At 29.5% G+C, this 20,897-nt stretch carries 22 protein-coding genes; 8 read left to right on the forward strand and 14 right to left on the reverse strand.

What is annotated here, in order from left to right:
* Positions 1-10: 10 nt before the first annotated feature.
* The 7 genes from pmtD to Q4528_RS09960 form a co-directional block, all read right to left on the reverse strand.
* On the reverse strand, positions 11-745 hold the full coding sequence (gene pmtD / locus Q4528_RS09930; RefSeq protein WP_046467413.1) for a phenol-soluble modulin export ABC transporter permease subunit PmtD: 735 nt from the start codon (positions 743-745) through the stop codon (positions 11-13).
* Positions 745-1,617: a phenol-soluble modulin export ABC transporter ATP-binding protein PmtC gene (gene pmtC, locus Q4528_RS09935; RefSeq protein WP_303521409.1), complete on the reverse strand. Its 873-nt coding sequence runs from the start codon at positions 1,615-1,617 to the stop codon at positions 745-747. Before pmtC ends, pmtD begins: the two co-directional genes overlap by 1 nt.
* 12 nt (positions 1,618-1,629) lie before the next feature.
* The gene (pmtB, locus tag Q4528_RS09940; protein WP_029056034.1) at positions 1,630-2,301 is read right to left on the reverse strand and encodes a phenol-soluble modulin export ABC transporter permease subunit PmtB; all 672 of its coding nucleotides are present in this window, start codon (positions 2,299-2,301) and stop codon (positions 1,630-1,632) included.
* Positions 2,298-3,197, reverse strand: coding sequence for a phenol-soluble modulin export ABC transporter ATP-binding protein PmtA (gene pmtA / locus Q4528_RS09945; RefSeq protein ID WP_046467411.1), 900 nt, complete (start codon positions 3,195-3,197; stop codon positions 2,298-2,300). Before pmtA ends, pmtB begins: the two co-directional genes overlap by 4 nt.
* A 2-nt stretch (positions 3,198-3,199) precedes the next feature.
* Complete coding sequence (pmtR, locus tag Q4528_RS09950; RefSeq protein WP_017638084.1) at positions 3,200-3,574, reverse strand: PSM export ABC transporter transcriptional regulator PmtR; 375 nt, start codon at positions 3,572-3,574, stop codon at positions 3,200-3,202.
* Between the two features lie 194 nt (positions 3,575-3,768).
* On the reverse strand, positions 3,769-3,942 hold the full coding sequence (locus tag Q4528_RS09955) for an SE1626 family protein (protein ID WP_029056035.1): 174 nt from the start codon (positions 3,940-3,942) through the stop codon (positions 3,769-3,771).
* A 181-nt stretch (positions 3,943-4,123) separates the two neighbouring features.
* A complete protein-coding gene (locus Q4528_RS09960) occupies positions 4,124-4,219 on the reverse strand; it encodes a Trp-rich small protein (RefSeq protein WP_017638086.1) in 96 nt (31 codons plus the stop codon).
* Positions 4,220-4,420: 201 nt separating this feature from the next.
* On the opposite strand from Q4528_RS09960, the gene Q4528_RS09965 reads away from it, so the two are divergent.
* On the forward strand, positions 4,421-5,707 hold the full coding sequence (locus Q4528_RS09965) for an aminotransferase class I/II-fold pyridoxal phosphate-dependent enzyme (protein ID WP_303521411.1): 1,287 nt from the start codon (positions 4,421-4,423) through the stop codon (positions 5,705-5,707).
* 276 nt (positions 5,708-5,983) lie between these two features.
* On the opposite strand, the gene Q4528_RS09970 is transcribed toward Q4528_RS09965, so the two are convergent.
* From Q4528_RS09970 to groES, 4 genes are all read right to left on the reverse strand, one after another.
* Positions 5,984-6,145, reverse strand: a complete 162-nt coding sequence (locus tag Q4528_RS09970; RefSeq protein WP_156156332.1) for a hypothetical protein — start codon at positions 6,143-6,145, stop codon at positions 5,984-5,986.
* Between the two features lie 332 nt (positions 6,146-6,477).
* Positions 6,478-10,437 carry a SasC/FmtB family protein gene (locus Q4528_RS09975; RefSeq protein ID WP_303521413.1) on the reverse strand — a complete coding sequence of 1,320 codons (3,960 nt, stop codon included), beginning with the start codon at positions 10,435-10,437 and terminating at the stop codon, positions 6,478-6,480.
* Positions 10,438-10,762: 325 nt separating this feature from the next.
* Positions 10,763-12,385 (reverse strand): chaperonin GroEL, encoded by a 1,623-nt coding sequence (gene groL, locus Q4528_RS09980; RefSeq protein ID WP_303521415.1) that lies wholly within the window; start codon positions 12,383-12,385, stop codon positions 10,763-10,765.
* 55 nt (positions 12,386-12,440) lie between these two features.
* A complete protein-coding gene (gene groES / locus Q4528_RS09985; RefSeq protein ID WP_046467588.1) occupies positions 12,441-12,728 on the reverse strand; it encodes a co-chaperone GroES in 288 nt (95 codons plus the stop codon).
* Between the two features lie 174 nt (positions 12,729-12,902).
* Here groES and mroQ point away from each other — a divergent pair, with 174 nt between their 5' ends.
* Complete coding sequence (gene mroQ / locus Q4528_RS09990; protein ID WP_017638092.1) at positions 12,903-13,646, forward strand: intramembrane glutamic endopeptidase MroQ; 744 nt, start codon at positions 12,903-12,905, stop codon at positions 13,644-13,646.
* 73 nt (positions 13,647-13,719) lie between these two features.
* Here the strand turns inward: mroQ and Q4528_RS09995 are convergent, their stop codons facing one another.
* A complete protein-coding gene (locus tag Q4528_RS09995; RefSeq protein WP_046467589.1) occupies positions 13,720-15,468 on the reverse strand; it encodes an SdrH family protein in 1,749 nt (582 codons plus the stop codon).
* A gap of 196 nt (positions 15,469-15,664) precedes the next feature.
* Here Q4528_RS09995 and Q4528_RS10000 point away from each other — a divergent pair, with 196 nt between their 5' ends.
* Both Q4528_RS10000 and Q4528_RS10005 read left to right on the forward strand, forming a co-directional pair.
* Positions 15,665-16,291, forward strand: a complete 627-nt coding sequence (locus tag Q4528_RS10000) for a nitroreductase family protein (protein WP_017638094.1) — start codon at positions 15,665-15,667, stop codon at positions 16,289-16,291.
* Between the two features lie 114 nt (positions 16,292-16,405).
* Entirely contained in the window at positions 16,406-17,191 is a 786-nt protein-coding gene (locus tag Q4528_RS10005; protein WP_046467590.1) for a carbon-nitrogen family hydrolase, read from the forward strand.
* A gap of 397 nt (positions 17,192-17,588) precedes the next feature.
* Here Q4528_RS10005 and Q4528_RS10010 read toward each other — a convergent pair whose 3' ends face one another.
* Together Q4528_RS10010 and Q4528_RS10015 are read right to left on the reverse strand one after the other, a co-directional pair.
* Positions 17,589-17,666, reverse strand: a complete 78-nt coding sequence (locus Q4528_RS10010; RefSeq protein WP_072291871.1) for a delta-lysin family phenol-soluble modulin — start codon at positions 17,664-17,666, stop codon at positions 17,589-17,591.
* 64 nt (positions 17,667-17,730) lie between these two features.
* On the reverse strand, positions 17,731-17,808 hold the full coding sequence (locus Q4528_RS10015; protein WP_015364840.1) for a delta-lysin family phenol-soluble modulin: 78 nt from the start codon (positions 17,806-17,808) through the stop codon (positions 17,731-17,733).
* 316 nt (positions 17,809-18,124) lie between these two features.
* Between Q4528_RS10015 and Q4528_RS10020 the strand changes: the two genes are divergently transcribed.
* Genes Q4528_RS10020 through agrA form a run of 4 tightly spaced genes read left to right on the forward strand, consistent with a single transcriptional unit; the run spans position 18,125 to position 20,876 of the window.
* A complete protein-coding gene (locus Q4528_RS10020; RefSeq protein ID WP_046467591.1) occupies positions 18,125-18,688 on the forward strand; it encodes an accessory gene regulator AgrB in 564 nt (187 codons plus the stop codon).
* A gap of 4 nt (positions 18,689-18,692) precedes the next feature.
* Positions 18,693-18,833 (forward strand): cyclic lactone autoinducer peptide AgrD, encoded by a 141-nt coding sequence (gene agrD, locus Q4528_RS10025; RefSeq protein ID WP_046467592.1) that lies wholly within the window; start codon positions 18,693-18,695, stop codon positions 18,831-18,833.
* A gap of 24 nt (positions 18,834-18,857) precedes the next feature.
* Positions 18,858-20,147, forward strand: coding sequence for a quorum-sensing sensor histidine kinase AgrC (gene agrC, locus Q4528_RS10030; RefSeq protein ID WP_046467593.1), 1,290 nt, complete (start codon positions 18,858-18,860; stop codon positions 20,145-20,147).
* 12 nt (positions 20,148-20,159) lie between these two features.
* Complete coding sequence (gene agrA / locus Q4528_RS10035) at positions 20,160-20,876, forward strand: quorum-sensing response regulator AgrA (RefSeq protein WP_017638099.1); 717 nt, start codon at positions 20,160-20,162, stop codon at positions 20,874-20,876.
* The last annotated feature ends 21 nt before the right edge of the window (positions 20,877-20,897 follow it).

The raw sequence follows: 20,897 nt of genomic DNA on the forward strand, positions 1-20,897 counted from the left end.
TGATAACAATTTATATATCTCGTTTTGCGGCATATAATACATTTGCAATAAATAATACTACAATTGACGCTATAGATATAAACCATTGCCAATGTGAAAATGATATATCTGATGAAGTCATTTTCTCAGTCAAATAAGTGAATGGAATATATTTAAATGACTTATGAATGTCATCACCAATATTTGGAATTAATCCAACAAGTGGTTGGATAAATGGAACAATTAATAATAGGAATATACCTAAAGTAAATATAACAGCTGGTTTCTCAACTGCTAATGTAATTAAGAATAAAAATAAACCAAAGAATAGGAAGAAGATAAGGTAAAACCAAATATTTGTTAAAAAGTTATCTCCATCTATACTTTTACCTTTAGTAGTTGCTTCTATAATAATAATTACTAAATATTGAATTAATGTAAATAAAAATGAAATTAAGATCATAGAAATTGTTTTAGCAATAATATAACCAATTCTACTGCTCATTTTGTTCATGTATAATTGAATTGTACCTTGTGAATAATCTCTAGTGATTGTTTTAATGATAAATAATAAACCAGCGAATAAGAATAACCAATTGGCCATAATAAATACCATCGTATAATTCACTTTATGACCAGGATTATAATTTGCCATCATCGTAGCTTGAAAAACAGTTAAACCTACCACAAGTATAAACGCAATATACGTAAGTGGACTTTTAATAATACTTATTAAATCGTGTTTTACTAATTGTAACGCTCTCATTATTTATCACCTCTTTGATTGATATTAAAGTAAGTATCACGTAATGAGCTTTTACGTGTTTCAATATATTTAGGATAAATATTGAGTTTAGCAAGTGATTGTATTACATCTTTATAGTTACTTTGTGCTTTAATAATAATCTCACCATTATCTTTACTAGATTGTTGAACATGGAAATTTTCTGTCAATATTTCTAATGATTTTCCAAAGTCTTCTTTATCAATCGTAATAATTGTACTATCTTTAGGTCCACCATCTTTCATATTCACATCTTGCACAAATGTGCCATCTCTTAAAAATACTGCTCTATCACAAATCAATTCAATATCTTCTAACTTATGACTAGAAATTAAAATTTTCATCTCTAATTGTTTAACAAGTGATTGAATCGTTTTAAGTACGTCTATAGAACCATCAGGATCCATACCATTTGTTGGCTCATCTAAAATTAAGTATTTAGGTTTATTCATTAGAGACACCGCAATTGCTAATTTTTGTTTCATTCCCATTGAATATTTTTTAACTTTTTTCTTGATATAAGGTCTTATACCAAAAGCATCTATAATGTGATCAGCATACTTTTTATCGAAACCTTTACCTAATACTTGTGCAAATAATTTTAAATTATATAAACCAGTTTTATTATCATACAATTTAGGGTGTTCTATTAAATAACCTACATTTTCATCATTTGGCAAATTAACTTTACCTTCAAAATTAATAATATTTCCATTCATTACTTTCATTAAAGTTGTTTTACCAACACCATTTTTACCAATTAGCCCTACTATCTGACTATTGCCGAAATCAAAATCGATATGATCAATTACCGTATTGTGTCCATACTTTTTTGTAATTTGTTCTAATTTCATCGTAGACCTCCTTTAATGAGTACGTTTTTTTATTTTATTTATTTGAATGATGTAATTAATAATTAAACCTATGAGACTTAAAACTAAAAATCCATAATTTAAAAAATATGAATAAAAGTATGGAATTTGACTATGGTTTAAAAATATATAATTAATTAAAATGAGTATAACGGATAAAAGAAAAGGTAATACAAACATAATTAAAATAATATATGCTATATAAGATACACGTTCTGTTTTAAATTCAGTACTCTTCCTAAATGCGATTGGAATAGACAAAAAGTTCGCTACAATATAAGCATATGTAGTAGAAAAGTAAATTGAATTTGTCTGTATTGAGTCTGATTCGTAACCATATAAAGTTATGACTACTGCACCAAATAAAGTAAATAATATACATGTAATATAATTTGCATTTAACATATTTTTTCTAGAGACTGGTAAACTAGCAAAAAATAAAAATGCTTTGTCGCCACCTAATCGTCTATGAAATCTAAATAGATGACCTGCATCAAGTAAAGATACAATCATTAAAACTAATCCTATTGGTATTGCAAACATTGACTTTAATAACGGATTAGGTTTCATTAAAAATATATAAATTGGATAAAATAAAATGAGTGCTGTGTATAAAGATAATGTTAAATATCTTAATTTTACATTTCTAATCAAAAGTTGTTTCATTTGATAGCCTCACTTTCTTTAGTAAAGGCATGAGTGGAATTACTTTTATATTTTTCTAAGTAAATCATCAATTCTTCAATGCTAGGATTTTGAATTTCAATTTGACTACCAAACAGTTCTTTAAATGTACTAGCATACTGCGTTAATGCTTTATAACCAGTTCTTCTACTTTCTTTATAAATCAATAGGTCTTCTAACTCATTATCAAGGTCCTCATTAAAACCTTTGACTATTTTAAACTGATTAATTAAATCTTCTAAAGAATCATTTAATATGATTTCTCCATCTCGTATATATACTAAATAATCTGCAATTTTTTCTAAATCCGAAATAATATGTGTTGAAATAAAAACTGTTTTTTCTTCATCAATCAGTTCTTGTTGAATAATTTCTAAAACTTCATTTCTAACTATGGGATCTAATCCTGATGTTGGTTCATCTAATACAAATAGCTCTGAATGATGACTAAAAGCAATTGCAAGAGACAATTTCATTTTCATACCTGTAGAAAATTGATTGATTTTTTGTTTATATGGTAATTCAAATTTATGTAGATAATGTTGAAATAAATCTTTATCCCATTTTTTATAAAATGGAGATATGATACTTTCTAATTTCTTTATAGACCACTTTTCATTGAAATAAGTCTCAGAATAAACAAAACCTATTTTATTCTTTAAATCAATAGGATTATTTATCATACTATCCCCTAAAATCGAAATACTACCGCTATCACATTGCATTAAATCCATAATTAATCGTATGACTGTTGTTTTCCCTGCACCATTAGCACCAATGAATCCTGTCACAAATCCACGAGGTACTTCAAAAGATACGTTTTTAAGTTGAAAATTATGATCCGAGTAATTAACTTTATTCAATTCTATAGCGTTCATAATTATTCCTCCTCATATATTAAAGAAAGAATTTCTTGAAGTTCTTCCAAAGACATTCCAATTGTCTTCGCTTCTTTAGTCATTGATTTAGCTAAATTCTCAATAACGAAGAACTGTTTTTCTTTAAGAATTGAATTATCTTGCTCTTTTACAAATGTGCCTTTACCTCTTATCGTAGTTACAAATCCATCTTTCTCTAAATCTTCATAAGCTCGTTTAGTTGTAATTAAACTCACTTGCAAATCTTTTGCTAACTCACGCATTGAAGGTAAATGTTCACCTGAAGATACGTATCCTTTTAAAATATTCTCTTTAATTTGTTGTTTAATTTGTTCATATATGGGATGTTCACTGGTGTTTTTCAAAATAATTTTCATTGATGTCCCTCTTTTCTTCTGTATATATACAATATACACACTATATACACTTTTGTAAAGGGTAACTATTAAAATGACTGTATAGAGAATTTAACTAGAACATTTAAATGCATAGACAATATATATACACAGTAAAAAAACAGTATGAACATTTTCATACTGTCTAAAATAAATTATTCAATTGACCTAAAATATCATTTCCTATTACGACGATCATTATTTCTACTAATAAATGCACAAATCATAAACATAATGGCTGCAAGTAGAAGTTTTATTCCTGAAGATTCGTTACCTGTAGCTTGTAAGTAATAACCAATAATGAATAATAAGACTGCTAATACTACAAATATTTTAGTCATATGCTTCACTGTACTCACCTCAATAGTATAAATTATATCAAATTTTGTTTTATAGATGTACTCCATTCATATATTATATTGATTGCGATATGTTTAACGTAATGTTACTATAAATTTGTATCCACAAATTATACTACACAACCCCAAACCTGGTACCAGCAGGCTTGGGGTTATTTTTGTGTACGGTCATCTATTTGTCTTTCCAATTGATTTCTAACCAAATTCTAAAGACAACTAGTAGTCCACCAGTTAATAAAGTGATAATTCCATCTTGCCACCACGTCATTATACTACACCTCCCAAATGCAAAGTGTCATATATGTCGATGACCTAAGATTATCTTAACACAAAAACAGAACGTATGTTCGTATTTATATTAGAAAATCTTTTCAATAACTAAATCTTAACTAAGAATACTTTATCTTTAGTTAAATTCAAGCTAATATAAAGATAATAACTTTATTTTATAAAAGCGAGGTTATTCAATATGAACCCATTAGCCCAAAATTTAAATGAGCAACTTAATAATTCAAATCCAGAAATTTTACATATGCTTTCTGATTTGGGTCAAAAAATGTTTTATCCAAAAGGTATACTTTCTCAATCTGCTGAAGCTAAAAGTACTCAATATAATGCAACTATTGGGATGGCAACTAATGATAAAGGTAAAATGTATGCAGATTCATTAAATCAAATGTTTAATGATTTAACACCAGATGAAATTTTTCCTTATGCACCACCTCAAGGTGTCGAAGAATTACGTGACTTATGGCAAGCAAAAATGTTAAAAGACAATCCAGATTTAACTAAACAAGTAATGACACGTCCAATTGTCACTAACGCACTTACACATGGTCTTTCACTTGTAGCAGATTTATTTATAAATTCTGGAGATACTGTTTTATTACCTGAACATAATTGGGGAAATTATAAACTTGTTTTTGATACTCGTAATAATGCAAATATTTCAACTTACCCAATTTTTGATGAAAATGGACATTATACTACTGATGAGTTAGTTAAAACATTAGAATCTTATAATCAAGATAAAGTAGTAATGATTCTTAATTATCCTAACAATCCAACTGGCTATACACCTAATAAAGATGAAGTACAAACAATTGTTAAAGCTATTGAACAATTGGCTAGTAAAGGAACTCAAGTTGTAGCTGTTATCGACGACGCTTATTATGGTTTGTTTTACGAAGACGTATATACACAATCCTTATTCACTGCATTAACTAATATCAATTCTAAAAATGTGTTACCTGTACGATTAGACGGTGCTACAAAAGAATTCTTTGCTTGGGGATTCCGTGTTGGATTTATCACATTTAGTGTTAAAGATGAAATTGCAAAAGATGTATTGGAAGCAAAAACTAAAGGTCTAATTCGCAGTAATATTTCAAGTGGACCTCTTCCATCACAAAGTGCAGTTAAACATGTATTGAAGAATAACGATCAATTTAATAAAGAAATCGAGCAAAATATTACGACCTTACGTGAACGATATGAAGTTACAAAATCAGTAGTTTACGACGAAAAATATGCTTCACATTGGCAAGCTTATGACTTTAATTCTGGTTATTTCATGGCGATTAAAGTTAAAGATGTTGACCCTGAAACATTACGTAAACATCTGATTGAACAATATTCAATTGGTGTTATTGCATTAAATCAAACTGATATACGTATTGCGTTTAGTTGTGTTGAAAAATCTGATATTCCTCATGTATTTGATTCCATTGCAAAAGCTATTGATGATTTACGTTAAAGTTAAGATAAAAAGGTTAGACCAAATGAATGGTCTAACCTTTTTAATATTGGTAATTAAGTTGTAGTTATATAAAAGTCAATAAAATAAAACCTATAATTGCTAATGAAAATGGTCCAAATGTTTTTAATTTATTTTTTATAGTTATTCCTATAATGCCATCAATTAATTGAACTAATACTAGTGAAAATTGCAATGAAGTAATACATAATATACCTCTAATTTTTAGTAATTTTAAAAACTTTTTATTACTATTCAATTCTATACTAAGTCAAATTAGAAGTCTTTCTTTTTGCGTCTAAATTTCAAAATTGTTAAACCTAAAATTAATATTAACAGATTGGTAGTACGTGTTGTCCCAGTATTTATACTACCTGTATCAGGTAATTGTGACTTTTTATCTTTTATCGTTTTAAAACTATTTTCTTCTACCTTCACTGACTTGGATTCAGATAGACTAACTTTATTAGTCTGATTAGAAGAAGGTTCAAATGTAATAATTGACTTTTGTTTATTAGAAATAGTTATTTGGACAGTATTACTCTTTTCACTATTTCTAAATGAACTATTAGCAAGGATTTTACTACCGTTGAGTTTGTTAATATCTTTAATGGTAATTACACCAGTTTTCTCATTAATATTGATACCATGGATTTTTTTATTAAACTTCCACGTTTTTCCAATTTTATTTGAAGTAATATCTATAATTTTTCCATTCGGTTTTACAATATTTATACTTACTTTATCTGTATTATCTTGTGGTGTGATTGTTAAACTAGCTTCTTTTGTTTATCTAATTGGATTATCGGTGGTTTTGGTGCAGTTTCTTTATAAGAAACTTTAGCTGTAACTTCGCTTGGATCACTATTTCCTTGTGTGGCTTGGATTGTGACATGGCTACCGTTTTGAACAACGTCATGAGTTATTGTGATTACACCATTAATAATATCAATGTTAATACCTTTTACTTTATCATTTAATGACCATTTGTCTTCTGCTTTTGTTGCAATTAGTTCTTTCTGTTGACCATTTGGATCTATATATTTCACTACCATTTTATCTGTATTGTCTTGTGGTGTGATTGTTAAACTAGCTTCTTGATCATTTGTTATTATTACTGGTGCGGCTGGTGTTGTTTCTTTATTTGGTACTTTGGCCGCTACTTCGCTTGGATTGCTATTTCCTTGCATGGCTTGAACTCTAACTTCGCTACCATTTTGAACACCGTCGTGCGTTATCGTGATTACACCATTTGTTCCATCAATGTTCATACCATCTACATTATCGTTTAGTGACCATTTGTCTCCTGTTTTTGTTGCGATTATTTCTTTCTGTTGACCATTTGGATCTATATATTTCACTACCATTTTATCTGTATTGTCTTGTGGTGTGATTGTTAAACTAGCTTCTTGATCATTTGTTATTATCACTGGTGCGGCTGGTGTTGTTTCTTTATTTGGTACTTTGGCCGCTACTTCGCTTGGATTACTATTTCCTTGCGTGGCTTGAACTCTAACTTCGCTACCATTTTGAACACCATCATGAGTAATAGTCAATAAACCTGTTGTTGGGTTAATTGCAAAGCCTTGTGGATTATTTTCTATTGTCCACTGTTCCCCAACTTTCGTAGCTACTACTTCTTTCGAATAACCATTTGGATCTATATACTTCACTACCATTTTGTCTGTATTGTCTTGTGGTGTGATTGTTACACTAGCTTCTTGATCATTTATTGTTATCATTGGTGCGGCTGGTGTTGTTTCTTTATTTGGTACTTGTGTAGTTACTTCGCTTGGATTACTATTTCCTTGCGTGGCTTGAACTCTAACTTCGCTTCCGTTTTGAACGCCGTCATGAGTAATAGTCAATAAACCTGTTGTTGGATTAATTGCAAAGCCTTGTGGATTATTTTCTATTGTCCACTGTTCCCCAACTTTCGTAGCTACTACTTCTTTCGAATCTCCATTTGGATCTATATATTTCACTACTATTTTATCTGTATTGTCTTGTGGTGTGATTGTTACACCAGCTTCTTGATCATCTGATGATATAACTGGTGCGACTGGTGTTGCTTGTTTTAAAGGTATTTTATCTCTAGCTATTAAGCTAGAATCACTATTTCCATAATTTGATTCTGCGGTTACTTCACTGCCAACTTGAACTCCTTCATAATTAACAACCACTTCTCCGTTAATATCATTTATGCTTATGCCTTTAGGATTGTCGTTTAATTCCCAATGATCACTAATTTTTGTGGCAACTACTTCTTTTGATTCTCCATCTAGGCCAATATAATTTATAGTCATTTTATCAGTATCGCCTTGTGGTTGAATTATCAAACTAGCTTCTTCTTCATTTTTAATAATTTTTGGTTCAGGTGGTGCAATTTCTTTAACTGGCATGATAGCCCTAACTAAATTACTAGGATCACTATTTCCTTGCGTAGCACTAGCTGTTATCTCACTATGAGGAGCGACACCTATATAATTAATAGCGATTCCACCTGTTATAGGATTAATAGTAAATCCAGCAGGCGCCTCATTTAACAACCAATTATTTCCTTCTTTTTTGGCAATTAATTTAGACATCATTCCATCAGGATTAACATAATTTATTTCTAATTTATCTGCATTATTTGGCGGTGTAACAACTGTATACACATATTCATTGTTAGTAGTTATTTTCGGTTCTTGAGGAGAAAGTAGTTTAAGATTTATTTTTTCTTGTTCTAATTCAGTTGTTAGTTGGTTTATAATTGCCTGACTCTTTCTTTCCGCTATTGGCGTATTATTTAATGCTTCATTTAAAATGGATTTAGCTTCTTCTAATTTAGCTTTTAAATTATTTACAGAATTAGCCGTAAATTCAGATTCATTAATAGTATTTAAGTATTGTTTAATATTATTATATTTATCGTTCAATTCTTCTTTATACATCAAAATATCAACTTGCTGTTGATTAACAATATTAGTACCTATTTTTTGAGTATCATTACCTCTATAAGGGGCGTCTGTTTTGTACGTTACATTTCCATTTAAATCAATTGTATTGGGTTGTGTAGCTGGAAAATCAATTGTGTAAGTTATATTTTTGGTAGCACCTGCATCAATTTTGCCAGCATCGAGAGTTAAAGTGTTAGTAGCTTCATCAAAATTTGTACTTACGTCAGTTGCAGAAATAAACTTGGAACCTGCTGGTAATGACACTACGTATTTTGTTTCTTTAGATCGAAAATGTCCTTTATTTTCAAGTGATACTGAAATCGTACCTCTAGCATAATTTGAGTTTGTAGAATCACTTCTAAAATCATATTTGATTTCATCAACATTTGAAGTTATATATGCACCACTATTAGCCCTTACTCTACTAACTATTCCACCATATAAATAACTCTTATTAGTTCCAAATCCTTGTTGAGCACCTGTTTGAGTGGAAGTTAATGTTTTCACATCAGCAACAGGTAGAAATGCAAGTCTTAATCTATTAACATCTTCAGGTACATTAATCATGAACGATAATCTTCCTGTAGGATATTTCCCCATACCATTAAGTGTCTTATCATAGTATACATTTGAACCATCTACACTAGTTACTTTGGCTTTAACTCCTGGCCAAGAGTTAATGACATTTAAAGCTGAGGAAACATACTCTACTACTAATTCTGAACCTGGATTAACGTCGATATCTTGATAAATACCAGCTACTCTTGGATCTAGTACTTTTCTATTATAACCATCAGTAGTTCTAGCTAATATTACGCCATATGGTGCGTTAGAATCACTCATGAAGGAACTATATTTTTTCCCTGCAGTTGTCAAAGTCATTGGATATTCAGGATCTGAAACAGTTGATAAACTATGCCATCCATCAACTCCTGTAACTACTGTAAGCTTATCTGTATTACTTGGTAAGTTTCCTCCAGTTACTTGCTCAAAATTACCATTTCGCAGTTCAGTGTTTATTTCATTTTTGTTTAATGGATCATTACTTTTATCATTATTAATAGGTTGGTTAGCCGATCTAAAAGATGTACCTCTATTTTGGTTTTTTATTGCACTATGTCTGTTATTTTTATTAGGCTCAGTATTATTCGCTGGTATTCCGTTAGTCACTAATTGATCGTCATTATTTATTAAACGATTCTTTTTAGTTTCATTTAAATCTACGTTATTTTCTCTTTTTAATAGTGAAGCCGAATTAATAAATTCTTGATAATAATCATCTATCTCTTTTTGAGTAGCTTGATTTTCAATGAATTGATCAGCATTTACTAACTTAGTTTTAAATTGTTGAACAGAATCATTCGTTTTATTTGATAAATCAATGTTCTTATATTGATTTATTAATTTCTTTAATTTTTCATTGTTTCCAACCGATGACTCTTCTGACTTTATATTATTGCTTCTAAATTGATTTGTTTGATTAGAATCTATTTGATTGTTTTCATCATATTCTTTTTGGACTTGGTTTGCATCAATTTGATTATTAGTTTCTCCACTTGCCTTTGAATTTGTGCTAGCGGAGTTACTATTTTTTTGTGCTTCAAAATTATTGGTCGTTAGTGTATTTGTTTGATTAGTTTCCTCTGCAGCACTTGCGCTATTCATATGACCAAATGATAAATATATAGATGCTACAGCAATACTTGTAGCACCATATCCTCTTAACTTTCTAATTGAAAAAAATTTTTTGTTAACTTCTTCTTGGTTGTAATTTCTAGGTTGATTCACTTTTAATTTTTTCTCCTTTTTGTCAATGTGATTATATTCAAGTAGCGTGACGTTCGTTTATACCATTCAATAGCAAATTAAAATATTTTGAAATAAAAATTACAATAAATAATATAACATCTAGTAAGTGGTAAGACAACTATTTTATTTTACTAAAAACTTCACTATTTATAATAAATTATTAATAAAATTTTAATTTTTATATTATAAAACCTTCATTTTATGTAAAAAGAAAAACTTTCTAGCAGATTTTCTACTAGAAAGTTTTTTTGATAGATTTCTATTTGATGACATTTTAAAAATTTATTATTATCTTTTATTTAATTTACATCATACCTGGCATTCCGCCACCCATTCCAGCTGAATCATTTTGATCTTTGTCAGGGATAGATGCAACAACCGCTTCAGTTGTTAAGAACATTGCTGCTACACTTGCTGCATGTTGTAATGCAGAACGAGTTACTTTAGTAGGATCCACTATTCCTTCTTCAAGCATATTTACCCATTCATTAGTTGCTGCATTAAAACCAACACCTGGATCTGCATTTTTTAATCGTTCAACAATGATTGAACCTTCTAAACCAGCGTTTTCAGCAATTTGTCTTACAGGTGCTTGTAATGCTTTTAAGACAATATTCACACCTGTTTCAACGTCTCCTTCTGCTTCAATTTCACTTACTTTTTTGTAAATATTAACTAAGGCAGTTCCACCACCAGCAACAATTCCTTCTTCTACTGCTGCTCTAGTTGAGTTCAATGCATCTTCAATACGTAATTTACGCTCTTTAAGTTCAGTTTCACTAGCAGCACCTACTTTGATTACTGCAACACCACCAGCTAATTTAGCAAGGCGTTCTTGTAATTTTTCTTTATCAAAGTCAGAATCTGTTTCTTCAATTTGAGCTTTAATTTGGCTAACACGAGCGTCGATGTTATTTTCATCGCCGTCACCGTCAACTACAGTTGTATTATCTTTAGTGACTTCAACTTTGTTTGCAGTACCTAACATATCAATTGAAGCATCTTTTAAATCAAATCCTAAATCATCAGTAATCACTTGAGCACCTGTTAATATAGCTAAATCTTCTAACATTGCCTTACGACGATCACCAAAACCAGGTGCTTTAACTGCAACTGCTGTAAATGTTCCACGCATACGGTTTAATACGATATTAGTTAATGCGTCACCTTCTACTTCATCAGCAACAATTAAAATTGGACGATTTGATTGAACAACTTGTTCTAATAACGGTAAAATATCTTGGAATGATGATATTTTCTTGTCAGTTACTAAAATATATGGTCTTTCTAATTCAGCAATCATTTTATCTGAATCTGTTACCATGTATGGCGATTGATATCCTCTATCAAATTGCATACCTTCAACGACTTCTAATTCAGTATTAAATCCATTAGATTCTTCAATTGTAATAACACCGTCATTACCAACTTTTTCCATTGCTTCTGAAATGTATTTACCAATTTCTTCGTCAGCTGCAGAAATAGCACCTACTTGAGCAATTTCATTTTTATTTTCAACTTTTTGAGAAATATCATGTAATGCTTCAACTGCTACTTGTACTGCTTTATCGATACCTTGTCTTAAACCAACAGGATTAGCGCCACTTGTTACGTTTTTAAGACCTTCTTGAATCATCGCTTGTGCTAAAACTGTTGCTGTTGTTGTACCATCACCAGCAATTTCATTAGTTTTATTAGCGACTTCTTGTACTAATTTAGCACCCATATTTTCATAAGGATCTTCTAATTCTATTTCTTTTGCAATTGTTACACCATCATTTGTAATTAATGGTGCTGTGTATTCTTTGTCTAATACAACGTTACGCCCTTTTGGACCAATAGTTACTTTTACAGCATTCGCTAATTTATCTACACCGCGTAACATTGATTGACGTGCATCTTCTGAAAATTTTAAGTCTTTAGCCATTATGTCTGACCTCCAGTATAATAAGTAATTTCATGTTTTAATTTATATGTTTTATTTATTCTTCAATAATTGCTAATATGTCATCTTCATTTAATACGATGTATGTTTCATCGCCTCGTTTAACTTCTGTTCCTGCATATTGTTGAAATACAATTGTATCTCCTTCTTTAACTTCAGGAGCAACTCTAGAACCATCGTCTAATAAGCGGCCTTTACCCACTGCTTTAACGATACCTTCATTTGATTTTTCTTTAGCACTATCAGTTAATACGATACCGCTTTTTGTTGTTTGTTCTTGTTCTTTTCTTTCAATAATCACACGATTTCCTAATGGTTTAAGCATGATTGTTCCTCCTCGTGATCACAAATTTTAGCACTTTAACTTTTAGAGTGCTAAACTACTTTTAATAATAATCAAATTTGGTCAATATTTCAAGTCAAAGCACTCTTAAATAATTTTGTACATTAACTTTATTTACGATAAAATAAACTATAAACAGAAAATCGGAGGTTCATTATGAATAGATTTTGGGTATCTTTATTAACGATATTCATCTATGCCTTAGCTCAATTCTTACCTGGTATCATTTTAGGAAGTGGATTAGTTCATCTTGAAAAAGGCATGAAAACAACTCAATTTATGATATATACGCAAGTTTCATTATTTATTATTGCAGCTATCATAATTATTTTAATCAATTTAAAAATTAAAAATCCTACTAAACTTGAAGCTGGTTTTAAAGAACCTAAACGTTATATTTTAAGTTGGGCATTACTTGGTTTTTGTATCGTTATGCTTTATCAGGTCGTTGTTAGTTTAATTTATGTTGCTATTACAGGACAACAACAACCGAGTCCAAATACAGAAAGACTTATGGCAATCGCAAGACAAATGCCAATATTTATTTTATTAGTTTCAATAGTAGGTCCAATTTTAGAGGAATTTGTATTCAGAAAAGTACTCTTTGGTGAATTATATAACGCGATTAAAGGAAATCGAATTGTTGCCTTTTTAATAGCTTCAATTGTTAGTTCCCTTTTATTTGCATTAGCACATAACGACTTTAAATTTATACCAATGTATTTTGGTATGGGCATGATTTTCTCCTTAGCCTACACTTATACTAATAGAATAGCTGTTCCAATAATCATTCATATGCTACAAAATGGAACGGTAGTAGTTATGCAAGTCTTTGGTGGAGAATCACTTAAAAAAGTCCAAGAACAAGCCAGTTTTATAATCCAATTGATTTTTAATTAGATATTTATATAACAATAGAGCCAGTCACTATTTCAGTGATTGGCTCTATCTATGTTTAAAATACTTATTTCAATTATACTTCTTCATCTTCTTTTCTACGCTTAAATATAAATGCAATGATAACGCCTATAAAAATAGCTATGATACTACTACTTAGTGCAATTATAGTTCTATTCATTTTTGTATCTTTTTGATAGCTCTCTTTATGTTGATTTGATGTGTTTACTTTATCGTCGCTATGATTTTTAAAAGCGCTTGTATTTTTATCTTCTTTATCTTCTGGCTTTTTAAGTTCTGGCATTGAACCAATATCTCCTGTAATTAAAGCTAAAACTTGTTCATCTAAGTTTTGATAATATGCTTTTGAATCTAAAGGATTAAAATACTGAAATCTGAAGTAATTTGATTTTTGCTGTAAAGAATTGAGGTATTGATTTCCACTAAACGTTTCTTTTTTAAAGATATTATAAATATCCCTATCAGATATAGCTCCATCAGAATCATTTAATTGATGAATTTGATTAATAACAAAAGGATTATATTTATAAGAACCATTTGCTAAAGAATTAAATCTTCTAATTAATGACTGTTGGTTTGACGTATGTTCAAATCCTTTTTGACTATTAAATATTGATTCAGGATTGTTCCACATAAATCTATTACTATCATATGTCGATGTATTACCTTGTGAATTAGATTTTTTTAATGGACCACTTGATTGGTTTGAATCATCAAATTTCGGCATTAATTGTATTGAATTATTATTTTGATAACGTCCATTATATTGATTATTTGATGAATTTTGTGAATTACTTGGTCTTTGGTACTTAGGCTGGTTTTGGACCCTATTATCAGAATTAGACTGATTTTGATTTACCTTACCGGATGAATGGTTAGATCCATTTGGGTTGTTTTGTTGATGATTGTCGTTTGTAGGTTTCTGTTTTGAATTAGGTTTGTTAGGTTGATTACCATTTTGACCTTGTCTATTATGATTTGGATTATTATTATCTTGATCTTTACTAGGTTGATGACTATTTGTGCCTCCATTGTGATCATTAGACGGTTTGTCATGTTGATTTGACCCATTATTTTGATTATTGTCTTGGTTGTCATCCTTACCACTGTTTGAATCATTTGAGCTATTATTATCGTCTTGATTGTCGTCTTTACCACTATTTGAATCGTTTGAGCCATTATTATCGTCTTGATCATCTTTTCCAGTATTTGAACCATTATTATCTGATGAATCATTATCATTTTTATCATTTTTATCATTTGATTGATTATTGTTTGAATCTGAATTGTCGTTTTGATTTGATCCATTATCATTTCCATTGTCGGAATTACTTTGACTGCTATCGTTGTTGTCATTACCATTTTGTGAGTCATTTTTTCCATTTGAGTTTGATGAATCATCATTATTATCAGCGTCACTATTTTGGTTATCGTCTTTACCAGAATCGCTATTATTTCCTGAATTATTATTTTGTTGGTCTGAGTCTGAAGGTTGTGATGAATTATCATTTGTATTTGAACCTTCATTAGATGCATTCGAATCATTTGTTCCTTCATTAGTGTTATTATCAGAATTTGTGTCTTGATTTTCATTTGAAGATGATTCATTAGTCTCTGAATTAGTTTTATTATCCTGAGAACTAGAAGTATTATCATCTTTATTAGAGTTATTTTGTTGGGATGTATCATTTTGATGTGTTGTATTAGTGTTTTCGGCCGCATGGACTGAATTACTAATTAATGAAGTACTTAAAATCAATGCAAAACTTGACAACATTATCTTACTTTTGGGTTTATTATGCATTAATAGTCACCTCCTTCTACTAATTGTTTACTATTCAAGTATATATAAATTATCCTAAGAATGCATTGATATATGTTTATTGAAAAATAATATTAATACTTTTGAAATTTTCTAGTAATTATTTGTTTACTTTGATGAGTATAATATTTATACTTAAATTATAAATAGTTATTAACTATAACAAAGGAGAATGATTATGGGTTTATTTAGTAAAAAAAATGATGAAGTATCATTTAATGATGCTATGGAACAACGTCGTACCATTTATAATTTAGAAAGTACAATTTCAATAGACGATTCAGAATTAGAAGAATTAATTGCACATGCTGTTAAACATGTACCTTCAGCTTTTAATTCACAATCAACACGTATCGTTTTATTATTAAATGATAAAAATGAAAAATTCTGGGAAAACACTAAAGAAATTTTAAAAGAAACAATGGGTCCTGATCGTGACTTTGAACCAACACGTCAAAAAATTGATAATTTCAAACATTCATATGGCACAATTCTTTATTATGAAGATAAAGATGTTATTACTGGTTTACAAGAAAAAATGCCAAACTTCTATGATAATTTTGAAATTTGGTCTAACCAAACTAATGCAATGCACCAATATGCAATTTGGACAGCATTAGCAACTAAAGGTATCGGTGCTTCATTACAACACTATAATCCAATTGTTGATGAAGCTACTGCGAACGAATTCAATATTCCTAAAACTTGGAAATTAGTTGCTCAAATGCCATTTGGTAATGTGCGTGAAGAAGCTGGCGAAAAAGATATTAAACCAGTTGAACCTCGTTTCCTTATCAAAAGATAATTTTGTATAATATATGTAAGTGAGATAAATTCTGCTATGGATTTATCTCACTTTTTTGATATATAGCAATTTATTTAGTATCTTATAGTTAATCTTAATTGAGGAGTGATATATATGAAAGTTCAGTTATTTCAAATATATATCGAGTATGGTCAAGCAGAGCAAAATAAATCCAAAATCAAACAGTGGTTTGAAAATGAATTAGAAGATGATACAGATGTTGTCGTCCTTCCAGAAATGTGGAACAACGGTTATGCATTAGAAAAATTAAATGAACTTGCAGACAAAGATTTAAATGACAGTTTACCGTTTATTTCTAATCTCGCTAAAACTTATCAAGTTGATATTATTGCAGGTTCTGTATCAAATCAAATTGGTCAAAATATTTATAATACCGCCTTTTCGGTCCTATCAAATGGCAAGTGTATTAATCGATATAACAAAGTTCATTTAGTGCCTATGCTTAGTGAACCTGACTTTATGTCTCCAGGTAAACAAGTGCCTGAACCTTTTGAACTTTCAGATGGAACTTTAGCTACTCAAATCATTTGCTATGATTTAAGATTTCCTGAATTACTAAGATATCCTGCACGAAGTGGCGCCCAAATTGCATTTTATGTAGCGCAATGGCCAACTGTAAGATTAAATCACTGGCTAGCATTATTAAAAGCACGTGCAATTGAAAATGATATGTTTGTAGTAGGTACAAACAGTTGTGGTAATGATGGTCAAACTGATTATGCTGGTCATTCTATTGTCATAAACCCAAATGGTGAAGTTATTGCAGAATTAGGAAGTAATGAAAGTACTTTATCTATAGATATCGACGTTAATGAAGTATCAGAACAACGTCAAGCTATTCCAGTTTTTGATAATTTAAAACTCAATTTATATAAATAATAGCTAAACACGCTTAACAATACACTATTGAGCGTGTTTTTTATGTATAAGAATAAGCCGTGAGCTTGGGAGGAACTCACGGCTTTAGATAAGTTATTATTAAGGGAATGTTTTTACAGTTATTTTTCAATCTATTTTTTGGGGATGTTATTAATTATGAAAAATTTAGTGAATTTATCTATTTTATAATGATAAATTGAATGTTGTTTACGATAGCTTACATGCTAGAAAATACCTAATTAAAGGTAGCTAAGAATAATACGTAACACTGAGTCCAAGGAAAACTACAGTTTTATTAGTAAATGTTTCGTCACCTACTAATGTTATAAGTTACTAAGTTGGGAGGCTTAATAACTTACCTTTTATACGAAGAAAACAAAGTTATAATGAATTTCTATTATTTAGCGAATTTTTTTACTGTATCTAAAATCCATTTTACAAAATCACCAATTGTTGAAATGATATCTGCAGTCATTGAAATCACTCCTTCCTATTGAATATTGTAAATCCTAAATACTCATCTTAACTAAGTTAAAAAATTATTTTTGGAATTTTTTAACAGTGTTAATGATTAATTTTACTAAATCACCGATTGTTGAAATGATATCTGCTGCCACTGAAATCACTCCTTCCTTTTAGTAATGGAACTAGAATTACTTTAGTAAATAATTCTAATAAGTAGATTAAGCAATTTTTCAACTCTATTTCCATCACATCTCTGTGATATGAGTCTATTAAAACATGGTTATAATTAATTGAATCAAAAATTTCCTAACTCGTAATATTTTATACTAAACTGTAAACCTTTTTATGATAAAATACTTTTTAGAAAGTTCATTATACAGTTAAGTATATATTTTTGACAGTTAGGCATAAACTCCAAAAAGAGTTGCACAAAATTGTATAATGATACTCAAGGAGAGTAGTGAACAAGTGAAAATAATAGATACAAAAATTGATCAATTTGCCAACTACTTGCAACAAAGAAATAACTTGGATCGTATACAATTTCTAAAAGTTCGTTTAGGTATGCAAGTTGTCGTAAGTAACATTGCTAAGTTTATCGTAACCTATGGATTGGCTTTAATATTCCATGTGTTTTGGTACACCCTTGTAACACATATTGCGTATATGATTTTAAGATTTTACGCTCACGGAGCACACGCTAAATCTTCTATATTATGTCATATACAAAACATATTAATATTTCTTATTATGCCATGGTTAATTGTGAAGTTATCAATAGGTCACTTTACAATGTTATTATTCGCGTTAATCGGATATTTCATTGTAATTACTTATGCACCTGCTGCAACAAAAAAACAACCTATACCTAAACGCTTAGTGAAAAGGAAACGAATACTCTCCATTGTTTTATATATGTTATTAGTTATTATTTCGTTTATAGTTAAAGAACCATATTCACAATTAATTTTATTTGGATTAATTGTCGAATCAACAACTTTACTACCTATCTTTTTCCCTAAGGAGGATTAATACTATGGAAACTTTAGTTAATTTATTTTTAAAATTTTTCACATCAATAATGGAATTTGTTGGATTAGTAGCTGGAGCAAATCCTTGCTCTGCATATTTTGATGAACCAGAAGTACCGGAAGAATTAAGTCAATTATTCGAATAATTTAAAATAGAAAGTGTGCTCTGTATGGATGCAATAAATTTATTACCAGCTGCAGCTTTGCAAGTCGCTTTATTATTTTTAGTATCTAAAATTATTATTAATATTAAGTTTTATTTAAGGGATTATTTAATCATTTTAGGGGTTATAATCCCTTCAGTATTTATTTACTACTTTTTTGATAGAGCCGGCTTAATTTTTATAGTTTTGGCAATGATAGTTTTTTACTATTTTAAAGTTAAATTATACTCAGTAATTATTGTACTACTAAGTAATTTAATAATGTATTTAACAAACTTCTTGGCTGTAAGTTTTTATCTAACAATGGTTAATATTTTTCCAAAAAGTCAATTATTAGTTATATTTCATTTCATTTTATTTTATTCTATTGCTTTACTATTAGCTTATTTTATTAGAACTTTATTCAAAAAACTAAAAGAATCTTATCTTTCGTTAAATAAAACATATATTACTATTATTTCTGTTGTATTATCATTTTCTTTTGTGTTCTTTTACATAATTTCACAAACTGACATGAGTGCACCTAATAGTTTAAGATTATATGCAATTGTATTCGTTGGATTAATCATCTTTTTAAGTATTATTATTTTCATTCTATCCATGTTCACTCTACGAGAAATGCGTTACAAACGTAACCTTCAAGAAATTGAAACGTATTATGAATATACTTTAAAGATAGAATCCATTAATAATGAAATGCGTAAGTTTAGACATGATTATGTTAATATTCTTTCTACGATGTCTGAATTTATTCGTGAGGATGATATGCCAGGCTTGCGTCAATATTTTAATGAACAAATTGTACCGATGAAAGATAACCTACAAACACGTTCTTTAAAACTTAATGGTATAGAAAAATTAAAAGTTCGTGAAATTAAAGGTCTTATTACAACAAAAATTCTACAGGCTCAAGAAAAAGAAATAGCGATCAGTATCGAGGTTCCAGATAATATAGAGCGTATTGATATGAATACAATAGAATTAAGTCGAATTATTGGCATCACTTTAGACAATGCCATTGAGGCCTCTGAACCGCTTGATGATTCATTAATACGTATCGCCTTTTTCAAAGAAGAAGAATCTGTCACACTTATTATTATGAATAAATGTGATGATGATATTCCACGCGTACATGAGTTATTTGAAGAAGGTTTCTCAACAAAAGGAAAAAGCCGTGGACTAGGTTTATCAACCTTAAAAGAAATTACTGACAATAATGAAAATGTACTGCTAGATACAGTCATAGAAAATAGCTTTTTTGTTCAAAAAATTGAAATTATAGAGAAAGAATCATAAGGATGTGAAACTATGAAAATTTTCATTTGCGAAGATGATCCAAAACAAAGAGAGAATATGACTTCAATTATTAAAAATTATATTATGATTGAGGAAAAACCTATGGAGCTTGCTCTCGCAACTGATGATCCTTATGAAGTGCTTGAGCAATCAAAAGAAATGAATGATATCGGTTGTTATTTCTTAGATATCCAACTCGAAGCAGATATTAATGGCATTAAATTAGGTAGTGAAATTCGCAAACATGACCCTGTTGGTAATATTATATTTGTTACAAGTCATAGCGAACTAACATACCTCACCTTTGTATACAAAGTGGCAGCGATGGATTTCATATTTAAAGATGACCCAGCAGAACTGAAAACGCGAATTATTGATTGTTTAGAAACCGCTCACACAAGACTTAAGTTATTATCAAAAGAAAGTAATGTTGAAACAATCGAATTAAAACGTGGAAGTAATTCAGTGTATGTACAATATGACGATATTATGTTTTTCGAATCATCTAGTAAATCACATCGTTTAATCGCCCATTTAGATAATAGACAAATCGAATTTTATGGTAATCTTAAAGAATTAAGTCAATTAGATGACCGCTTCTTTAGATGCCACAATAGTTTTGTAGTTAATCGAAGAAACATAGAATCGATTGATTCAAAAGAACGTATTGTCTATTTCAAAAACAAAGAACATTGTTATGCATCTGTTCGTAATGTTAAAAAAATCTAGTACACCTTTTCTATTTTATTA

Origin of the sequence: Staphylococcus pasteuri, from assembly GCF_030547725.1 — a bacterium.
GTDB lineage: Bacteria > Bacillota > Bacilli > Staphylococcales > Staphylococcaceae > Staphylococcus > Staphylococcus pasteuri.